The organism is Pseudomonas sp. Z003-0.4C(8344-21), from assembly GCF_900104975.1.
Classification (GTDB): Bacteria; Pseudomonadota; Gammaproteobacteria; order Pseudomonadales; family Pseudomonadaceae; genus Aquipseudomonas; species Aquipseudomonas granadensis.
Window position 1 is genome coordinate 5,443,157 of the sequence record NZ_LT629756.1, and the last position, 14,977, is coordinate 5,458,133.

The 14,977-nt window shown below is 58.3% G+C and carries 14 protein-coding genes and 3 tRNA genes; 2 read left to right on the forward strand and 15 right to left on the reverse strand.

Annotation, left to right across the window (positions count from 1 at the left end; genetic code table 11):
- The first annotated feature begins 170 nt into the window (after window positions 1-170).
- Window positions 171-1,019, forward strand: coding sequence for a carboxylating nicotinate-nucleotide diphosphorylase (nadC, locus tag BLU24_RS24600; protein WP_093104768.1), 849 nt, complete (start codon window positions 171-173; stop codon window positions 1,017-1,019).
- Between the two features lie 81 nt (window positions 1,020-1,100).
- Here the strand turns inward: nadC and BLU24_RS24605 are convergent, their stop codons facing one another.
- Complete coding sequence (locus BLU24_RS24605) at window positions 1,101-1,400, reverse strand: DUF6388 family protein (protein ID WP_093104769.1); 300 nt, start codon at window positions 1,398-1,400, stop codon at window positions 1,101-1,103.
- A gap of 275 nt (window positions 1,401-1,675) precedes the next feature.
- Here BLU24_RS24605 and BLU24_RS24610 point away from each other — a divergent pair, with 275 nt between their 5' ends.
- Window positions 1,676-2,170 carry a hypothetical protein gene (locus BLU24_RS24610; protein WP_090281715.1) on the forward strand — a complete coding sequence of 165 codons (495 nt, stop codon included), beginning with the start codon at window positions 1,676-1,678 and terminating at the stop codon, window positions 2,168-2,170.
- A 7-nt stretch (window positions 2,171-2,177) separates the two neighbouring features.
- On the opposite strand, the gene BLU24_RS24615 is transcribed toward BLU24_RS24610, so the two are convergent.
- The 14 genes from BLU24_RS24615 to folP all read right to left on the reverse strand — a co-directional run bounded on the left by BLU24_RS24615 (window position 2,178) and on the right by folP (window position 14,972).
- Window positions 2,178-2,253: transfer RNA gene (locus BLU24_RS24615), tRNA-Thr, on the reverse strand.
- A gap of 129 nt (window positions 2,254-2,382) precedes the next feature.
- Window positions 2,383-4,488: a polyribonucleotide nucleotidyltransferase gene (gene pnp, locus BLU24_RS24620; RefSeq protein WP_090281714.1), complete on the reverse strand. Its 2,106-nt coding sequence runs from the start codon at window positions 4,486-4,488 to the stop codon at window positions 2,383-2,385.
- A 204-nt stretch (window positions 4,489-4,692) separates the two neighbouring features.
- Window positions 4,693-4,962, reverse strand: coding sequence for a 30S ribosomal protein S15 (gene rpsO / locus BLU24_RS24625; protein WP_016771751.1), 270 nt, complete (start codon window positions 4,960-4,962; stop codon window positions 4,693-4,695).
- A 144-nt stretch (window positions 4,963-5,106) separates the two neighbouring features.
- Window positions 5,107-6,024, reverse strand: coding sequence for a tRNA pseudouridine(55) synthase TruB (gene truB / locus BLU24_RS24630; RefSeq protein WP_024011571.1), 918 nt, complete (start codon window positions 6,022-6,024; stop codon window positions 5,107-5,109).
- 4 nt (window positions 6,025-6,028) lie between these two features.
- Complete coding sequence (rbfA, locus tag BLU24_RS24635; protein WP_016771753.1) at window positions 6,029-6,430, reverse strand: 30S ribosome-binding factor RbfA; 402 nt, start codon at window positions 6,428-6,430, stop codon at window positions 6,029-6,031.
- A gap of 159 nt (window positions 6,431-6,589) precedes the next feature.
- Entirely contained in the window at window positions 6,590-9,118 is a 2,529-nt protein-coding gene (gene infB / locus BLU24_RS24640) for a translation initiation factor IF-2 (protein WP_093104770.1), read from the reverse strand.
- Window positions 9,119-9,145: 27 nt separating this feature from the next.
- A complete protein-coding gene (gene nusA / locus BLU24_RS24645; RefSeq protein WP_093104773.1) occupies window positions 9,146-10,627 on the reverse strand; it encodes a transcription termination factor NusA in 1,482 nt (493 codons plus the stop codon).
- 47 nt (window positions 10,628-10,674) lie between these two features.
- On the reverse strand, window positions 10,675-11,133 hold the full coding sequence (rimP, locus tag BLU24_RS24650; protein WP_048385666.1) for a ribosome maturation factor RimP: 459 nt from the start codon (window positions 11,131-11,133) through the stop codon (window positions 10,675-10,677).
- 139 nt (window positions 11,134-11,272) lie between these two features.
- Window positions 11,273-11,349, reverse strand: a tRNA-Met gene (locus tag BLU24_RS24655).
- Window positions 11,350-11,446: 97 nt separating this feature from the next.
- Window positions 11,447-11,532: transfer RNA gene (locus tag BLU24_RS24660), tRNA-Leu, on the reverse strand.
- A 22-nt stretch (window positions 11,533-11,554) separates the two neighbouring features.
- Complete coding sequence (gene secG, locus BLU24_RS24665) at window positions 11,555-11,941, reverse strand: preprotein translocase subunit SecG (protein WP_093104776.1); 387 nt, start codon at window positions 11,939-11,941, stop codon at window positions 11,555-11,557.
- Window positions 11,942-11,945: 4 nt separating this feature from the next.
- On the reverse strand, window positions 11,946-12,701 hold the full coding sequence (tpiA, locus tag BLU24_RS24670) for a triose-phosphate isomerase (protein WP_090281710.1): 756 nt from the start codon (window positions 12,699-12,701) through the stop codon (window positions 11,946-11,948).
- Between the two features lie 65 nt (window positions 12,702-12,766).
- A complete protein-coding gene (gene glmM / locus BLU24_RS24675; protein WP_090281709.1) occupies window positions 12,767-14,104 on the reverse strand; it encodes a phosphoglucosamine mutase in 1,338 nt (445 codons plus the stop codon).
- 16 nt (window positions 14,105-14,120) lie between these two features.
- Window positions 14,121-14,972 carry a dihydropteroate synthase gene (folP, locus tag BLU24_RS24680; protein WP_093104778.1) on the reverse strand — a complete coding sequence of 284 codons (852 nt, stop codon included), beginning with the start codon at window positions 14,970-14,972 and terminating at the stop codon, window positions 14,121-14,123.
- Window positions 14,973-14,977: the final 5 nt, after the last annotated feature.

Here is a 14,977-nt window from a genome sequence, read left to right on the forward strand (position 1 = left end):
CCCGCGCCATAGCCGTCAGGGTTTCCCCTAGCAACGCCCCTTCAATGACCACGATATCGCCGGTTTGCTCAAAGAAAATCGACCGGCTGCAGGCCGGCACGCCTGTTCTCACCTTGGGTTGGCTCGCGCCGTACCCCTATAATCGGGCCACTTTGTTTGTGGAGCCCGTTATGCCGAATCTACGTCTCGCCGATCTGACCGCCGAAATCGAAGCCAACGTGCGCCGTGCGTTGCTCGAAGACGTCGGCAGCGGCGACATCACCGCACAACTGATCCCGGCCGAACGTCTGGCCAAAGCCACCATCATTACCCGTGACGACGCCGTCATTTGCGGCACGGCGTGGGTCGATGCGGTATTTCGTCAGCTCGATCCGCGCGTCGCCGTGCATTGGCAAGTGATCGATGGCGAACGGGTCAAACCCAATCAGCCGCTGTTCCATCTGGAAGGCCCGGCGCGTTCGCTGCTGACCGGTGAACGCAGCGCGCTGAATTTTTTGCAACTGCTCTCAGGCGTGGCGACGCGCGCGCAGTACCTCGCCGACTTCGTCGGGCAAACCGAGGTCAAGTTGCTCGACACGCGCAAAACCCTGCCGGGCCTGCGTCTGGCGCAGAAATACGCCGTGACCTGTGGCGGCTGCCATAACCACCGCATCGGTCTGTACGACGCGTTCCTGATCAAGGAAAACCATATTGCTGCCAGCGGCGGCATCACCGAAGCCGTCGCCGCCGCGCACAAGATCGCCCCGGGCAAACCGGTCGAGATCGAAGTGGAAAGTCTGCAGGAATTGAAAGAAGCACTGGATGCCGGCGCCGACATCATCATGCTCGATGAACTGAGCCTCGACGACATGCGCGAAGCCGTGCGCCTGAACGGCGGCAAAGCCAAGCTGGAAGCCAGCGGCGGCATCAACGAAAGCACGCTGCTGCCGATCGCCGAAACCGGGGTGGATTACATCTCGATTGGTGCGATGACCAAGGATGTGAAAGCAGTGGACCTGTCGATGCGCCTCAGCCTCTAACAGCAGCGGCAAGTTTCAAGCTACAAGCCACAGCGCTTTTGCTTTGACTTGTAGCTTGCCGCTTGAAACTTGTAGCTGCTTTTAGACGACGAGGTTGTTCATCTCGCAGTACTCATCCCATTCGACACCCAATACTTCAGCCGCCTCTTTATGCAGTACGAGGCGTTGGGCCTCGAACTCTTCCGGCGTGCTCGTGTACTTGAGCGTCAACTCCCAAGGCTGCAAGCCCTGAGCCTCGGCTTCGTCTTCAAAGGCCCACTGAATCTGGTCTTTCTGATCATCGGGACTCAGGTCCTTGATCTCTTCCTTCAGATCGGGCACGTCCAGAAGGTATTGTTCCAGCGCTTGTTGGTGACGCTGCTCTTGAGTTAATTCAGTCATGGCGTTCTCGTTGATCTGGGAATGGAGGATGGATCTGGATCATCAAGGATCTCTCTGACGCGGCTTGGCCGGCCTTCGGAACCATTCGGGATCATCTGAAAACTGCTAAGCGATGCTCATGCAGGCACCGAATATAGGACGTTTGCATGACGAATTACACGGCTCTTTACATCTCTCGCACAAAAAGCTGACTTGCGGAACATAAATGCCGATCTCGAGTCATAGCGATGTGCCACATCGGCACTCACTTACGCTGTTCACAAGGAAAACCAGTGATGCGCAGCTTCTCGAAAATCTCCGCTGTTGTCTCCACTACCGCTTTGATTGCTGCCCTGGCCCTGCCGGCCAGCGCCATGGCCGTTGAGCTGAGTTCCAGCAGCCCGTCCTATGGCGACAAGGTTTCACTGATCCACAACGACTATGGCAAGACCGTCGTGATCAAAAGCGATATCAGCATCGATGAGTTGCAAAAGATGCGCGATACCCTCAAAGATCAATCACAGCAGATCGAAGAGCTCAAGCGCAGCGGCGGTTCCAGCTCAAGCTCCAGCGGCAGGGAGCTGGACGAACTGAAGAACAAGGTCAAGGAACAGGACCGTGAACTCGAATCCCTTGGCCGTCAGGTTGAAGACCTCAAGCGCAACAGCGGCTCCAGTTCCAATTCCAGCAGCAGCGAGATTTCCAGCTTGAAGCAGAAGGTCAACGATCAGGATCGAGCCATGGATCAGCTCAAACGTACCGTCGAGGATCTGAGTCGCAAGGTGAAATAAGCGAGGATGGTGCCCGAGACAGGAATCGAACCTGCGACCTTCGCGTTACGAGTGCGCTGCTCTACCGGCTGAGCTACACGGGCGGTGGGCTAAAACTAGCACCGCTCTTGTGGTCCGGCAACTTCGCAGAATGTCCGAGTATTTCGCGGGCAAAAAAATGCCCCACCGTTTGCACGGTGGGGCATTTTCATTGCGCTACAGGCTGGGGGTGATTAAACGCCCGAAGCCTTGGCAGCTGCCACGTCTTTGATGGACAGCTTGATACGGCCGCGGTTGTCCACGTCCAGTACCAGCACTTCCACTTCCTGGCCTTCTTTCAGAATGTCGGTGACTTTCTCTACGCGAGCGTCGCTCAGCATCGAGATGTGCACCAGACCGTCCTTGCCCGGCAGGATGTTGACGAACGCGCCGAAGTCGACGATGCGCTCAACCTTGCCGACGTAGATCTTGCCGATCTCGGCTTCGGCGGTGATACCCAGAACGCGCTGACGAGCCGCTTCTGCAGCTTCCTTGGTTTCGCCGAAGATCTTGATCGAACCGTCGTCTTCGATGTCGATCGAAGCCTTGGTTTCTTCGCAGATCGCACGGATGGTCGCGCCACCTTTACCGATGACGTCACGGATCTTGTCGGTGTCGATCTTCATCGCGATCATGGTCGGTGCGTTGGCCGACAGCTCGGTACGCGACTGACCGATGATCTGGTTCATCTGACCGAGGATGTTCAGGCGCGCTTCCAGGGCCTGGCCCAGAGCGATCTCCATGATCTCTTCGGTGATGCCCTTGATCTTGATGTCCATCTGCAGCGCGGTCACGCCTTTGGCGGTACCGGCTACCTTGAAGTCCATGTCGCCGAGGTGGTCTTCGTCACCGAGGATGTCGGTCAGGACGGCGAACTTCTCGCCTTCTTTAACCAGACCCATGGCGATACCGGCAACCGGCGCCTTCATCGGTACACCGGCGTCCATCAGAGCCAGGGAAGCGCCGCAGACGGAAGCCATCGAGCTCGAACCGTTGGATTCGGTGATTTCCGAAACCACACGGATGGTGTACGGGAACACGTCAGCGGCTGGCAGCATGGCCGAAACCGAACGACGGGCCAAACGGCCGTGACCGATTTCGCGACGACCAGCGCCACCCATGCGACCACACTCGCCTACCGAGAACGGCGGGAAATTGTAGTGCAGCATGAACGGGTCTTTTTTCTCGCCTTCCAGGGTGTCCAACAGTTGTGCGTCACGGGCGGTGCCCAGTGTTGCAACAACCAGCGCCTGGGTTTCGCCACGGGTGAACAGTGCCGAACCGTGAGTTTTTGGCAGAACGCCGACTTCGATGTTCAGCGGACGTACGGTGCGGGTGTCGCGGCCGTCGATACGTGGCTTGCCGTTGACGATGTTTTCGCGAACGGTGCGGTATTCGATTTCGCCGAAAGCAGCTTTGACTTCAGCAGCCGAAGGCTGGCCTTCTTCGCCGGACAGCTTGGCAACCACCTGGTCACGCAACTCGCCCAGACGCGCATAGCGGTCGGCCTTGATGGTGATGGTGTAAGCCTGGGAGATCGCGTCGCCGAACTCGGCACGGATAGCGCCCAGCAGTTCGGTGGCTTCAGGCTGTGGAGCCCAGTTCCAGGTTGGCTTGGCAGCTTCAGCGGCCAGTTCCTTGACAGCGTTGATCACCACCTGGAACTCGTCGTGGGCAAACAGTACCGCGCCCAGCATCTGGTCTTCGGTCAGCTCTTTGGCTTCCGATTCAACCATCAGCACGGCGTCGGAAGTACCGGCAACGACCATGTCCAGGCTCGAAGCGGCTTGCTGTTCGTAAGTCGGGTTCAGCAGGTAGCCGGTGCTTTCATGGAAAGCCACGCGCGCGGCGCCGATCGGGCCGTCGAACGGAATGCCGGAGATGGCCAGGGCAGCCGAGGTACCGATCATCGCAGCGATGTCCGGATCGGTCTTCTTGCTGGTGGAAACGACGGTGCAGACAACCTGCACTTCGTTCATGAAGCCTTCAGGAAACAGCGGACGGATCGGACGGTCGATCAGTCGGGAAGTCAGGGTTTCTTTCTCGGAAGGACGGCCTTCACGCTTGAAGAAACCGCCAGGGATCTTACCGGCAGCGTAAGTCTTTTCCTGGTAGTGAACGGACAGAGGGAAAAAGCCCTTGCCCGGATCGGCTTGCTTGGCACCGACAACGGTCACCAATACGCTGACGTCGTCGTCAACGGTGACCAGCACTGCGCCGGAGGCCTGACGGGCGATACGGCCAGTCTCGAGGGTAACGGTCGACTGACCGAACTGGAATTTTTTGATTACCGGGTTCACGGTGTCCTACCTTCTTTGTGGCTCTTGGGGGAAACGGTTTCTTGCGAATTCTTGGGCAATCTCGGGAATCGGCCCGATGTGGATTGTCCGGGTGCTACAGGTAAAGCCATGCCGCAGATAAAACTTGAGGCTGGGAGCCTGCAAGGCGCCAGCGGCGAACCGCTGACGACTTGCAGACAACCAACCTCATAGCGCAATCGCTGATTAGCGACGCAGACCCAGGCGAGCGATCAGAGCGGCGTACCGGCTCACGTCCTTGCCTTTCAGGTAGTCCAGCAGCTTGCGACGCTGGTTAACCATGCGGATCAGACCACGACGGGAGTGGTGATCTTTACCGTTGGCCTTGAAGTGACCTTGCAGTTTGTTGATGTTGGCGGTCAGCAGTGCAACTTGCACTTCTGGCGAACCAGTGTCACCAACAGCTTGCTGGTAGTCAGCAACGATTTGAGCTTTTTCTTGAACGTCGAGAGCCATGAGGCAATCCTTCCTTATCAGGAAACTGTTTCAAAAAAACAGTTTCAACAGGCCAGGGACAAATCCCTGTATCTATAAATGAGTCGTGACCGTGCCTGTTGACAGCCACACTCGCCGACCTGCTGTGACGCAGGCCGGTTCCGGTCATTCCGACCGAATCAAACGACGTGGCGCAATGCGCCCGTCTTCGCTCACTTCACCGATGCCGATGAAGCGACCATTGTGATCCTGTACCCGTACCATGCCGAACTTCGGAGCATCCGGGGCACGTACCGGCTGGCCGTTGAGCCAATAGAACGCGCTCGCTTCCGAAAAATGCAGCAACGGCCAATCCTGCAGGCCGCTGTCCGATGGCATCAGGAAACGATCGACCGCTTCGTTGCCGCCTTCGGCATGTACCGCTTCCAGCTCTTCGAGGGTCACCGTCTGCGCGAGGGTGAAAGGCCCGGCCTGGGTACGGCGCAATTCTGCGACGTACGCACCACAACCGAGTTGCTCGCCAATATCCTCCACCAGGGTGCGGATATAGGTGCCCTTGCTGCAGTCCACCGCAAGACGCGCAGTATCGCCTTCGAAGGCCAGCAATTCCAAGCGCGCAATAGTAACAGAACGCGGTTCGCGCTCCACTACTTCGCCTGCACGGGCCAGCTTGTACAGCGGCTGGCCATCACGCTTGAGCGCCGAGTACATCGGCGGTATCTGACTGATTTGGCCGCGAAATTTCGGCAAAACCGCTTCGACATCGGCGCGACCAACGGTCACCGGGCGCTCCTGCAAAACCTCACCTTCGGCATCCGCCGTGGTGGTGGTCTTGCCCAGTTGCGCCAGGGTTTCGTAACCCTTGTCGGAATCGAGCAGGTACTGCGAGAACTTGGTCGCTTCGCCGAAGCACAACGGCAGCACACCGGTGGCCAGCGGGTCGAGGCTGCCGGTGTGACCGGCCTTCTCGGCATTGAGCAGCCAGCGCACCTTCTGCAACGCGGCGTTGGAGGTGAACCCCAGCGGCTTGTCGAGCAGGATGATGCCGCTGACGTTACGACGGATACGTTTGACCTGAGCCACCGAGTTACTCCTTGGTGTCTTCAGGTGCAGGCGCCGCGACGTGCTGATTGTCTTCAGCCACGGCGCGCTCGATCAACGCCGACAAATGCGCGCCACGCACGACGGATTCGTCGTAGTGGAAGTGCAATTGCGGCACGCTGCGCAGCTTCATTTCACGGGCCAGTTGCATGCGCAGGAAACCTGCGGCGGCATTCAGCACCTTGATGCTTTGCGCGATGTCTTCGGCGTTGTCCTGCCCCATCACGGTGATGAAGATCTTCGCGTGACCGACGTCACGGGAGACTTCCACTGCAGTGATGGTGACCAGACCCACGCGTGGGTCTTTGACTTCGCGACGGATCAGTTGAGCCAGCTCGCGCTGCATCTGATCGCCGATACGTTGGGTACGGCTGTATTCTTTTGCCATGATTTGTTACCTGTTACTGCCCAGCGGTGAAACCCGCAAGGTCTGAAAGCGGCAAACGCCCGGCCTGACAAATGCCAGACCGGGCGTTGCGTTTAGAGTCCGGACGCTGCACCGCGCATTTGCATGCTACGGCGCATCGTGGCCCTTGAAGTGCGCGAGTCAGAGGCTGCGAGCAACCTGAACCTTCTCGAAGACTTCGATCTTGTCGCCGACTTTGACGTCGTTGTAGCTCTTCACGCCGATACCGCATTCCATGCCGGCACGTACTTCGGAAGCGTCATCCTTGAAGCGGCGCAGGGATTCCAGCTCGCCTTCGAAGATAACGATGTCTTCACGCAGTACACGGATCGGACGGTTACGGTGCACAACACCTTCGATCACCATGCAACCGGCGATCGCGCCAAACTTCGGCGAACGGAACACGTCACGCACTTCGGCCACACCCAGGATGTTCTCGCGAACATCGCTGCCGAGCATGCCGGTCAGGGCTTTCTTGACGTCTTCGATGATGTCGTAGATCACGTTGTAGTAACGCATGTCCAGACCTTCCTGCTCGACGATCTTCCGTGCGCCAGCATCGGCACGCACGTTGAAGCCGAACAGTACAGCGTTGGAAGCCAGTGCCAGGTTGGCATCGGATTCGGTGATACCACCGACGCCGCCGCCCACTACGCGCACTTGAACTTCGTCGTTGCCCAGGCCATTCAAGGCACCGTTCAACGCTTCCAGCGAACCACGGACGTCGGATTTGAGGACGATGTTGAGCGTCTTCTTCTCGGCCTGACCCATGTTTTCGAAGATGTTTTCCAGCTTGCCGGCGTGAGCGCGAGCCAGTTTGACTTCGCGGAACTTGCCTTGACGGAACAGAGCCACTTCACGGGCTTTCTTCTCGTCGGCAACCACGCTCATCTCGTCGCCAGCGTCCGGGGTACCGTCCAGGCCGAGGATCTCGACAGGGATGGAAGGACCGGCTTCCTTGATCGGCTTGCCGTTCTCGTCGAGCATGGCACGCACGCGGCCATAGTTCGAACCGACCAGAACCATGTCGCCTTGGCGCAGGGTACCGTCCTGAACCAGCACGGTGGCTACCGGGCCACGACCTTTGTCGAGACGCGATTCAACCACCACACCACGGCCAGGAGCCGATGGAGTCGCTTTCAGTTCGAGAACTTCGGCCTGCAGCAGGACGGCTTCAAGCAGCTCGTCCACGCCAGTACCCATTTTCGCGGATACCGGAACGAATGGTGTGTCGCCACCCCAATCTTCGGAGGTCACGCCGTGAACCGACAGTTCGCTGCGGATGCGATCGAGATCGGCGCCCGGCTTGTCGATCTTGTTCACCGCAACCACCAGAGGCACGCCAGCTGCCTGGGCATGCTGGACTGCTTCGATGGTTTGCGGCATCACGCCGTCGTCGGCTGCAACCACGAGGATCACGATGTCGGTCGCCTTGGCACCACGGGCACGCATTGCGGTAAACGCAGCGTGACCCGGGGTGTCGAGGAAGGTGACCATGCCGCGATCAGTCTCAACGTGGTACGCACCGATGTGCTGGGTGATACCGCCGGCTTCGCCAGCAGCTACCTTGGCACGACGGATGTAGTCGAGCAGGGACGTCTTACCGTGGTCAACGTGGCCCATTACGGTCACGACAGGAGCACGGGAGAACGACTCACCTTCAAACTTCAGGGACTCGGCCAGGGAGTCTTCCAGGGCGGTGTCGCTGACCAGGGTCACTTTGTGGCCCAGTTCTTCGGCTACCAGTTGAGCAGTTTCCTGATCAAGCACCTGGTTGATGGTCGCTGGGGTACCCAGTTTGAACATGAACTTGATGATTTCAGCCGCTTTGACCGACATCTGATTGGCCAGATCGCCAACCGTGATGGTCTCGCCGATCTGCACATCACGCACGACAGGGCCAGTAGGGCTCTGGAAACCGTGGGCGTTGCGCTTCTTCAGCTTGGCCTTGCCGCGACCGCCGCGACGGAAGCCATCGCTTTCTTCGTCGGTAGTGCGTGGCGCCACGCGTGGAGCCGGGGCTTTTTCCTTGACCGATGCGCGATGCGGAGCGTTTTTACGCTCGCCATCACCACCGCCGCTGCGACGATTGTTGTCGTCGGCACGCGGTTTGTCCGGACGGCGCTGTTCGTTCTGCTTGTTGCGAACGTCAGCAGACGGCGCTGGAGCAGCAGCCACCGGCGCGCTTTCGCGCACAGGCTCGGCCACAGCAGCCGGTGCCGCAACGGCGTCGCTGGCAGCGGTTTGCGCAGCAGCAGGCTGGCGACGCGCTTCTTCTTCGGCGCGCTGCTTGGCTTCTTCTTCAGCCTTCTGACGGGCAGCATTTTCTACTGCGCGACGCTCATCCAGTTCACGCTTGCGCTCGGCTTCGATTTCTTCCGGGCTGCGCTGTACGAAAACTTTCTTCTTGCGAACTTCTACGCTGATGCTCTTGCTACCAGCCACCCGCAGGGTGCTGGTGGTTTTACGCTGCAGCGTGATCTTGCGTGGTTCTTCCACTTTCGCCTTGTGGCTGCTTTTCAAGTGAGTCAGCAGGGACTGCTTCTCACTGTCAGTCACATTTTCGTCGGCGGCGGTGTGCGGCAGACCTGCCTCACGCATCTGCTGCAACAGGCGCTCTACCGGTGTTTTGACCTCATCGGCCAGTTGTTTCACCGTGACTTGCGTCATGCACTTCTCTCCTCAGGCCGCGCCTAATTACTCGAACCAGTGGGCTCGGGCGGCCATGATCAACTTGCCGGCACGATCATCGTCAATGCCGTCGATGTCGAGCAGGTCGTCAATAGACTGCTCGGCCAGGTCTTCGCGGGTAATTACGCCGCGCACCGCCAGTTCCATCGCCAAATCCTTGTCCATACCCTCAAGCGAGAGCAGGTCTTCGGCCGGATGGGCGTCTGCCAGCTTTTCCTCAGTAGCGATGGCTTTGGTCAACAAACGATCCTTGGCACGAGCGCGAAGCTCGTCGACGATATCCTCGTCGAAGCCGTCGATGTTGAGCATCTCCTCCACCGGTACGTAGGCAATCTCTTCCAGGCTGGTGAAGCCTTCGTCAACCAGCACCTGCGCCAACTCTTCGTCGACTTCCAGCTCGTCGATGAAGTTGCGCAGGATGTCGCCGGTTTCCGCTTGCTGCTTGGCCTGGATGTCCGATTCGGTCATCACGTTCAGGGTCCAGCCAGTCAACTGGCTGGCCAGACGCACGTTCTGACCACCGCGACCAATGGCCTGAGCCAGGTTATCTGCGCCAACGGCGATGTCCATGGCATGGGCATCCTCGTCGACAATAATTGCCGCAACCTCGGCCGGGGACATGGCGTTGATCACGAACTGGGCCGGGTTATCGTCCCACAGCACGATGTCAACACGCTCGCCGCCCAACTCGCCCGACACTGCCTGGACGCGCGAACCGCGCATACCGATGCAAGCGCCCTGCGGGTCGATGCGTTTGTCCTTGGAGCGAACGGCGATCTTGGCGCGCGAACCCGGATCACGGGACGCTGCCATGACTTCGATGAGGCCTTCGGCAATCTCCGGCACTTCGATGCGGAACAGCTCGATCAGCATTTCCGGCGCGGTACGCGACAGGATCAGCTGCGGGCCGCGGTTCTCGGTGCGGATTTCCTTGAGCAGCGCACGCAGACGCACGCCGACACGGAAGGTTTCGCGAGAGATGATGTCTTCACGGGCCAGCAACGCTTCAGCGTTGTTGCCCAGATCGACGATCACGTTGTCGCGGGTAACTTTTTTCACGGTGCCGGAGATGATTTCTCCCAGGCGCTCGCGATAGGCGTCAACCACTTGAGCGCGCTCGGCTTCGCGAACTTTCTGCACGATGACCTGCTTGGCAGTCTGTGCAGCGATGCGGCCGAACTCGATGGATTCAATTTTTTCTTCGACGACGTCGCCGACCTTGGCACCCGGATGCGTTTCGGCAACCTTGCTTGGCCAGGTTTCGATGGCCGGATCGTCGAGATCATCCTCTTCAACGACCGTCCAGCGACGGAAAGTCTCGTAAGAACCGGTGTGGCGGTTAATTTCCACACGCAGGTCAACTTCGTCTTCAAAACGCTTTTTGGTAGCAGTGGCCAGAGCCAGCTCCAGCGCTTCAAAAATTACGCTTGCCGGTACGCCCTTTTCATTGGATACCGACTCAACAACCAGCAGTACTTCTTTGCTCATCGTACGCCTCGCCTTTCGCAAGCCATTGGATCCGCGGGATCCGCGTCTCAGTCAAAACTGGGAATAATGTTGGCCTTGTCGATCATATCGATCGGCAACAGGAATTCATGGTCATCTACCTGCACCACGACGTCCTGCTCTTCTACACCGCGCAGAAGGCCCTGAAAGTTGCGTCGACCTTCAAAAGGCGAGCGCAGCTTGATCTTCACTTGTTCACCAACGAACTGGGCGAACTGCTCAAGAGTGAACAGTGGGCGCTCCATGCCTGGCGAGGAAACTTCAAGGGTGTATTCAACGGCGATCGGATCTTCAACATCCAGTACACCGCTGATCTGACGGCTGACAATGGCGCAATCGTCCACCAGCACGCCGCCCTCTTTATCGATATAAACGCGCAACATCGAGTGCCGACCCTGAGCCGAAAACTCGATACCCCAGCATTCATAGCCCAGGGCCACGACCACCGGGGCCAGCAAGGCCTGCAACTCTTCTAGCTTGCTCGACACCTGAACCCCCTAGTGCATGATATGTGCATGCTTTGCAAAATAAAAAAATGGGCATAACGCCCATCCTTGAAACGCCGTCGAACAGCGGCGTTGAAAGTGTCCAGCTAACAAAAAGCCCCTGAAAAGGGGCTCCTTAAACTGGTTGCGGGGGCCGGATTTGAACCGACGACCTTCGGGTTATGAGCCCGACGAGCTACCAGACTGCTCCACCCCGCGACAAAGCTGGGGCGGAAGTATACGACCGATCCCTTATAGGGTCAATGTAACCTTCCACCTGCAAGAAAGCCCGCAACAGCGGGCTCTCCTGACTAATTGGTACCGAGAAGGGGACTCGAACCCCTACACCCTATGGGCACAACCACCTCAAGGTTGCGTGTCTACCAATTCCACCACCTCGGCAAAACTACGTTTGAAACCCTTCTTACTTCTGCTCTTGAGCTGGAGGTACGTCAGTCGCTGGAGTAGCCGACCTTTGCTCTTGAAGCACCGGGACATCATCAGAAGCCGGTTGTTGTTGCTTAGGTACTTCCAACACTGCTGGATCTGGCAAACCTGCTTGAGTCAGCTGATGAGCCTTCTCTTTAGCAAAGTAACCTAACCCCAAGCTGGTTATGAAGAAACCGGCGGCAAGTATAGCAGTAAACTTACTAAGAAAGGTAGAGGAACCTTGGCTTCCGAACACAGTATTTGAAGCACCTGCTCCGAAAGACGCGCCAGCGTCCGCACCCTTACCCTGCTGCAGCAAAACCAGAGCAACTACGCCCAATGCACCCAGCAGATGAAAAACGACTACGACTGTTTCCAGCATTTTCTCAGTTTCCCGCGGCGCGACAGATCGCACCGAACTCATCTGCATTCAGGGAAGCTCCACCAATGAGCCCCCCATCGATATCCGGCATGCCGAACAGTTCGGCCGCATTGGCCGCCTTCACGCTGCCGCCGTATAGAAGCCGCACACCTCGTGCGACTTCAGAATTCTCTGCCGCCAACTGCTCGCGAATGGCTTTATGCACATCCTGAGCCTGTTGCGGCGTTGCAGTCAGTCCGGTACCAATGGCCCAGACAGGCTCGTAAGCAATGACTGCCTTGGCAAAGGCACCGACACCCAGCTCCTCGATGATGCTGCCCAGCTGACGCCCGACAACCTCAAGAGTTTTACCGGCTTCACGCTGCTCGAGGGTTTCCCCTACACACAACACCGGAATCAAGCCGCATGCCTGTGCCGCTGCGAACTTGCGATTCAGCATCCCGTCGCGCTCGCCCATTATCTGGCGGCGTTCGGAGTGCCCGACAAGCACCAGGGAACAACCTGCATCCACCAACTGACTGGGAGCAATCTCACCGGTCAGTGCACCTTGCATGGCTTCCACCGCAGAATTCTGCGCGCCGACCGAAATCGACTTGCCTTTCAAGCCATCAATCACTTGATTGATATGCAAGCAAGGCGGGAATACCGCGACATCAACACCGCTTGGCAAGGCCAGGTGACGAAGGCCGTTGATCAGCTCAGCGACGCTGGCGCGGGTACCGTGCATCTTCCAGTTACCAGCTACCATAGGGCGACGCATGCTGTACCTCGTCGGTCAAAGTGGGCGCAGATGTTACCCAAGAGAATGAAGGCTGGCAAGCCGAATCAGGCAGAAACTTCAGTTACCAGTTTTGCCAGTTCTTCGGCATAGCCGCGAACCTGAGTTTCGTCCTCGCCTTCGACCATTACGCGCACCAAAGGCTCTGTTCCCGACTTGCGCAAAAGCACTCGACCACGACCGGCCATTGCCTGGGTTACACGCGCACTCGCCTCTTTGACAGCAGGATGCTCCAGCGGGCTTTCGCCACCACCGAAACGCACGTTGATCAGCACCTGAGGACACTTGCGCAGCGCCTGACGGGTTTGCGCCAGACCTTCATTGCGGCTCTTCAACGCCATCAGGACCTGCAAGGCGGCAATGATCGCATCACCGGTCGTCGTGTGATTGAAGCAGACAACATGCCCCGAATTCTCGCCACCCACCAGCCAGTTGCGCTCCAGCAGCTCGGCGATTACATAGCGGTCACCGACATTGGCCCGGATAAACGGGATGGACAGATCGGCAAGCGCCAGCTCAAGCCCCAGATTACTCATCAAGGTACCAACCACGCCGCCCTGCAACTTGCCGCGCTCATGCAGGTCACGTGCGATGATGAACAGCAAATCGTCGCCATCGACAATGGCGCCGGTGTGATCGACCATCAGAACGCGATCACCATCACCATCGAATGCGATGCCCAGATCCGCGTGCTCAGCCAGCACCGCAGCCTGCAACGGCCCCATGTGGGTCGAGCCGCAGTTATCGTTGATGTTCAGACCGTTAGGCTGCGCCGACAGCACGGTCACTTCTGCGCCCAACTCGCGGAACACGCTTGGCGCAACCTTATAGGTCGCGCCGTGTGCGCAATCGATGACAATCTTCATACCGGAAAAACTGGTGCCGGTTGGCACACTGCTTTTGCAGAATTCGATGTAACGACCGGACGCATCGTTGATTCGCGACACTTTACCGATCTTGCTCGACTCAACCACTGTCATCGGCGCGTCGAGCAACTCTTCGATCATCAACTCCAACTCATCCGGCAGCTTGGTGCCTTTGCCGGAGAAGAACTTGATGCCGTTGTCGTCGTGCGGATTGTGCGATGCACTGATCACGATCCCGGCCTCAGCCTGGAATGTGCGCGACAGATAGGCAATCGCCGGGGTCGGCATCGGACCGAGCAACATCACATCGGCGCCTGCCGATGTCAGGCCGGCCTCGAGAGCCGATTCGAACATGTATCCGGAAATACGCGTGTCCTTGCCGACCAGCACCTTGCAGGCGCCCATCTTGCGGAACGCCATGCCGGCGGCCCAGCCGAGCTTGAGCATGAAGTCAGGAGTGATCGGGTACACACCGACCCGGCCACGAATGCCGTCGGTACCAAAGTATTTTTTGCTCATAAACGCTCCATCATTCTTATTCGGCTGATTCTACGGCTGTGATCATTCGCACCACATCTACCGTTTCCGCCACATCATGGACGCGCAATATACACGCACCTTTTACCGATGCCAGCGCAGCAAGGGCCAGACCGCCATGAAGACGCTCGCCCACGGGACGATTCAAGGCCTGCCCGATCATGCTCTTTCGCGAAACACCCACAAGCAACGGCCTGCCCAACGCATGCAGGGCTTCCATGTGTTTGAACAAGCTTAGATTGTGCTGCAGGGTTTTGGCGAAACCGAAACCGGGATCGAGAATGATGCGCTCGGCAGGGATGCCGGCCGCCGCACACTGCGCCATGCGCTCGGCGAGAAACTCACCCACTTCGCGAGTCACATCCTGATACTGCGGGTTGTCCTGCATGTTTCCAGGCTCGCCGAGCATGTGCATCAGACACACCGGCAAACCGGTCGCCGCCGCTGCGTCCAGGGCACCATCGCGCTGCAGCGAACGGACATCATTGATCAGGCCAGCGCCGAGTCGCGCAGTTTCGCGCATGACCGCTGGCGTCGAGGTATCGACCGAAATGATCACGTCGAGCTCGCGATTGATCAGCTCGACGATCGGCGCCACGCGCTCAAGCTCTTCCAGCGGTGACACCGCTCTTGCACCTGGGCGCGTGGATTCGCCACCGACATCGATCAGCGTGGCGCCGGCAGCCACCATGGCTTCAGCGTGACGCAATGCAGCGTCCAGCTGGCTGTATTGGCCGCCATCGGAAAAGGAATCGGGAGTGACATTGAGAATGCCCATGACATGTGTCCGGGCCAAATCAAGAACCCGGTTGCCGCAAGGCAACCGGGTCAGGGACTGTACAGAAGTCATTTCAA

Coding starts and splice junctions, on each gene's coding strand:
- nadC (WP_093104768.1), top strand. CDS start 171: ATGCCGAATCTACGTCTCGCCGATCTGACCGCCGAAATCGAAGCCAAC.
- BLU24_RS24605 (WP_093104769.1), bottom strand. CDS start 1,400: ATGACTGAATTAACTCAAGAGCAGCGTCACCAACAAGCGCTGGAACAA.
- BLU24_RS24610 (WP_090281715.1), top strand. CDS start 1,676: ATGCGCAGCTTCTCGAAAATCTCCGCTGTTGTCTCCACTACCGCTTTG.
- rpsO (WP_016771751.1), bottom strand. CDS start 4,962: ATGGCTCTCGACGTTCAAGAAAAAGCTCAAATCGTTGCTGACTACCAG.
- rbfA (WP_016771753.1), bottom strand. CDS start 6,430: ATGGCAAAAGAATACAGCCGTACCCAACGTATCGGCGATCAGATGCAG.
- infB (WP_093104770.1), bottom strand. CDS start 9,118: ATGACGCAAGTCACGGTGAAACAACTGGCCGATGAGGTCAAAACACCG.
- nusA (WP_093104773.1), bottom strand. CDS start 10,627: ATGAGCAAAGAAGTACTGCTGGTTGTTGAGTCGGTATCCAATGAAAAG.
- secG (WP_093104776.1), bottom strand. CDS start 11,941: ATGCTGGAAACAGTCGTAGTCGTTTTTCATCTGCTGGGTGCATTGGGC.
- tpiA (WP_090281710.1), bottom strand. CDS start 12,701: ATGCGTCGCCCTATGGTAGCTGGTAACTGGAAGATGCACGGTACCCGC.
- glmM (WP_090281709.1), bottom strand. CDS start 14,104: ATGAGCAAAAAATACTTTGGTACCGACGGCATTCGTGGCCGGGTCGGT.
- folP (WP_093104778.1), bottom strand. CDS start 14,972: ATGACTTCTGTACAGTCCCTGACCCGGTTGCCTTGCGGCAACCGGGTT.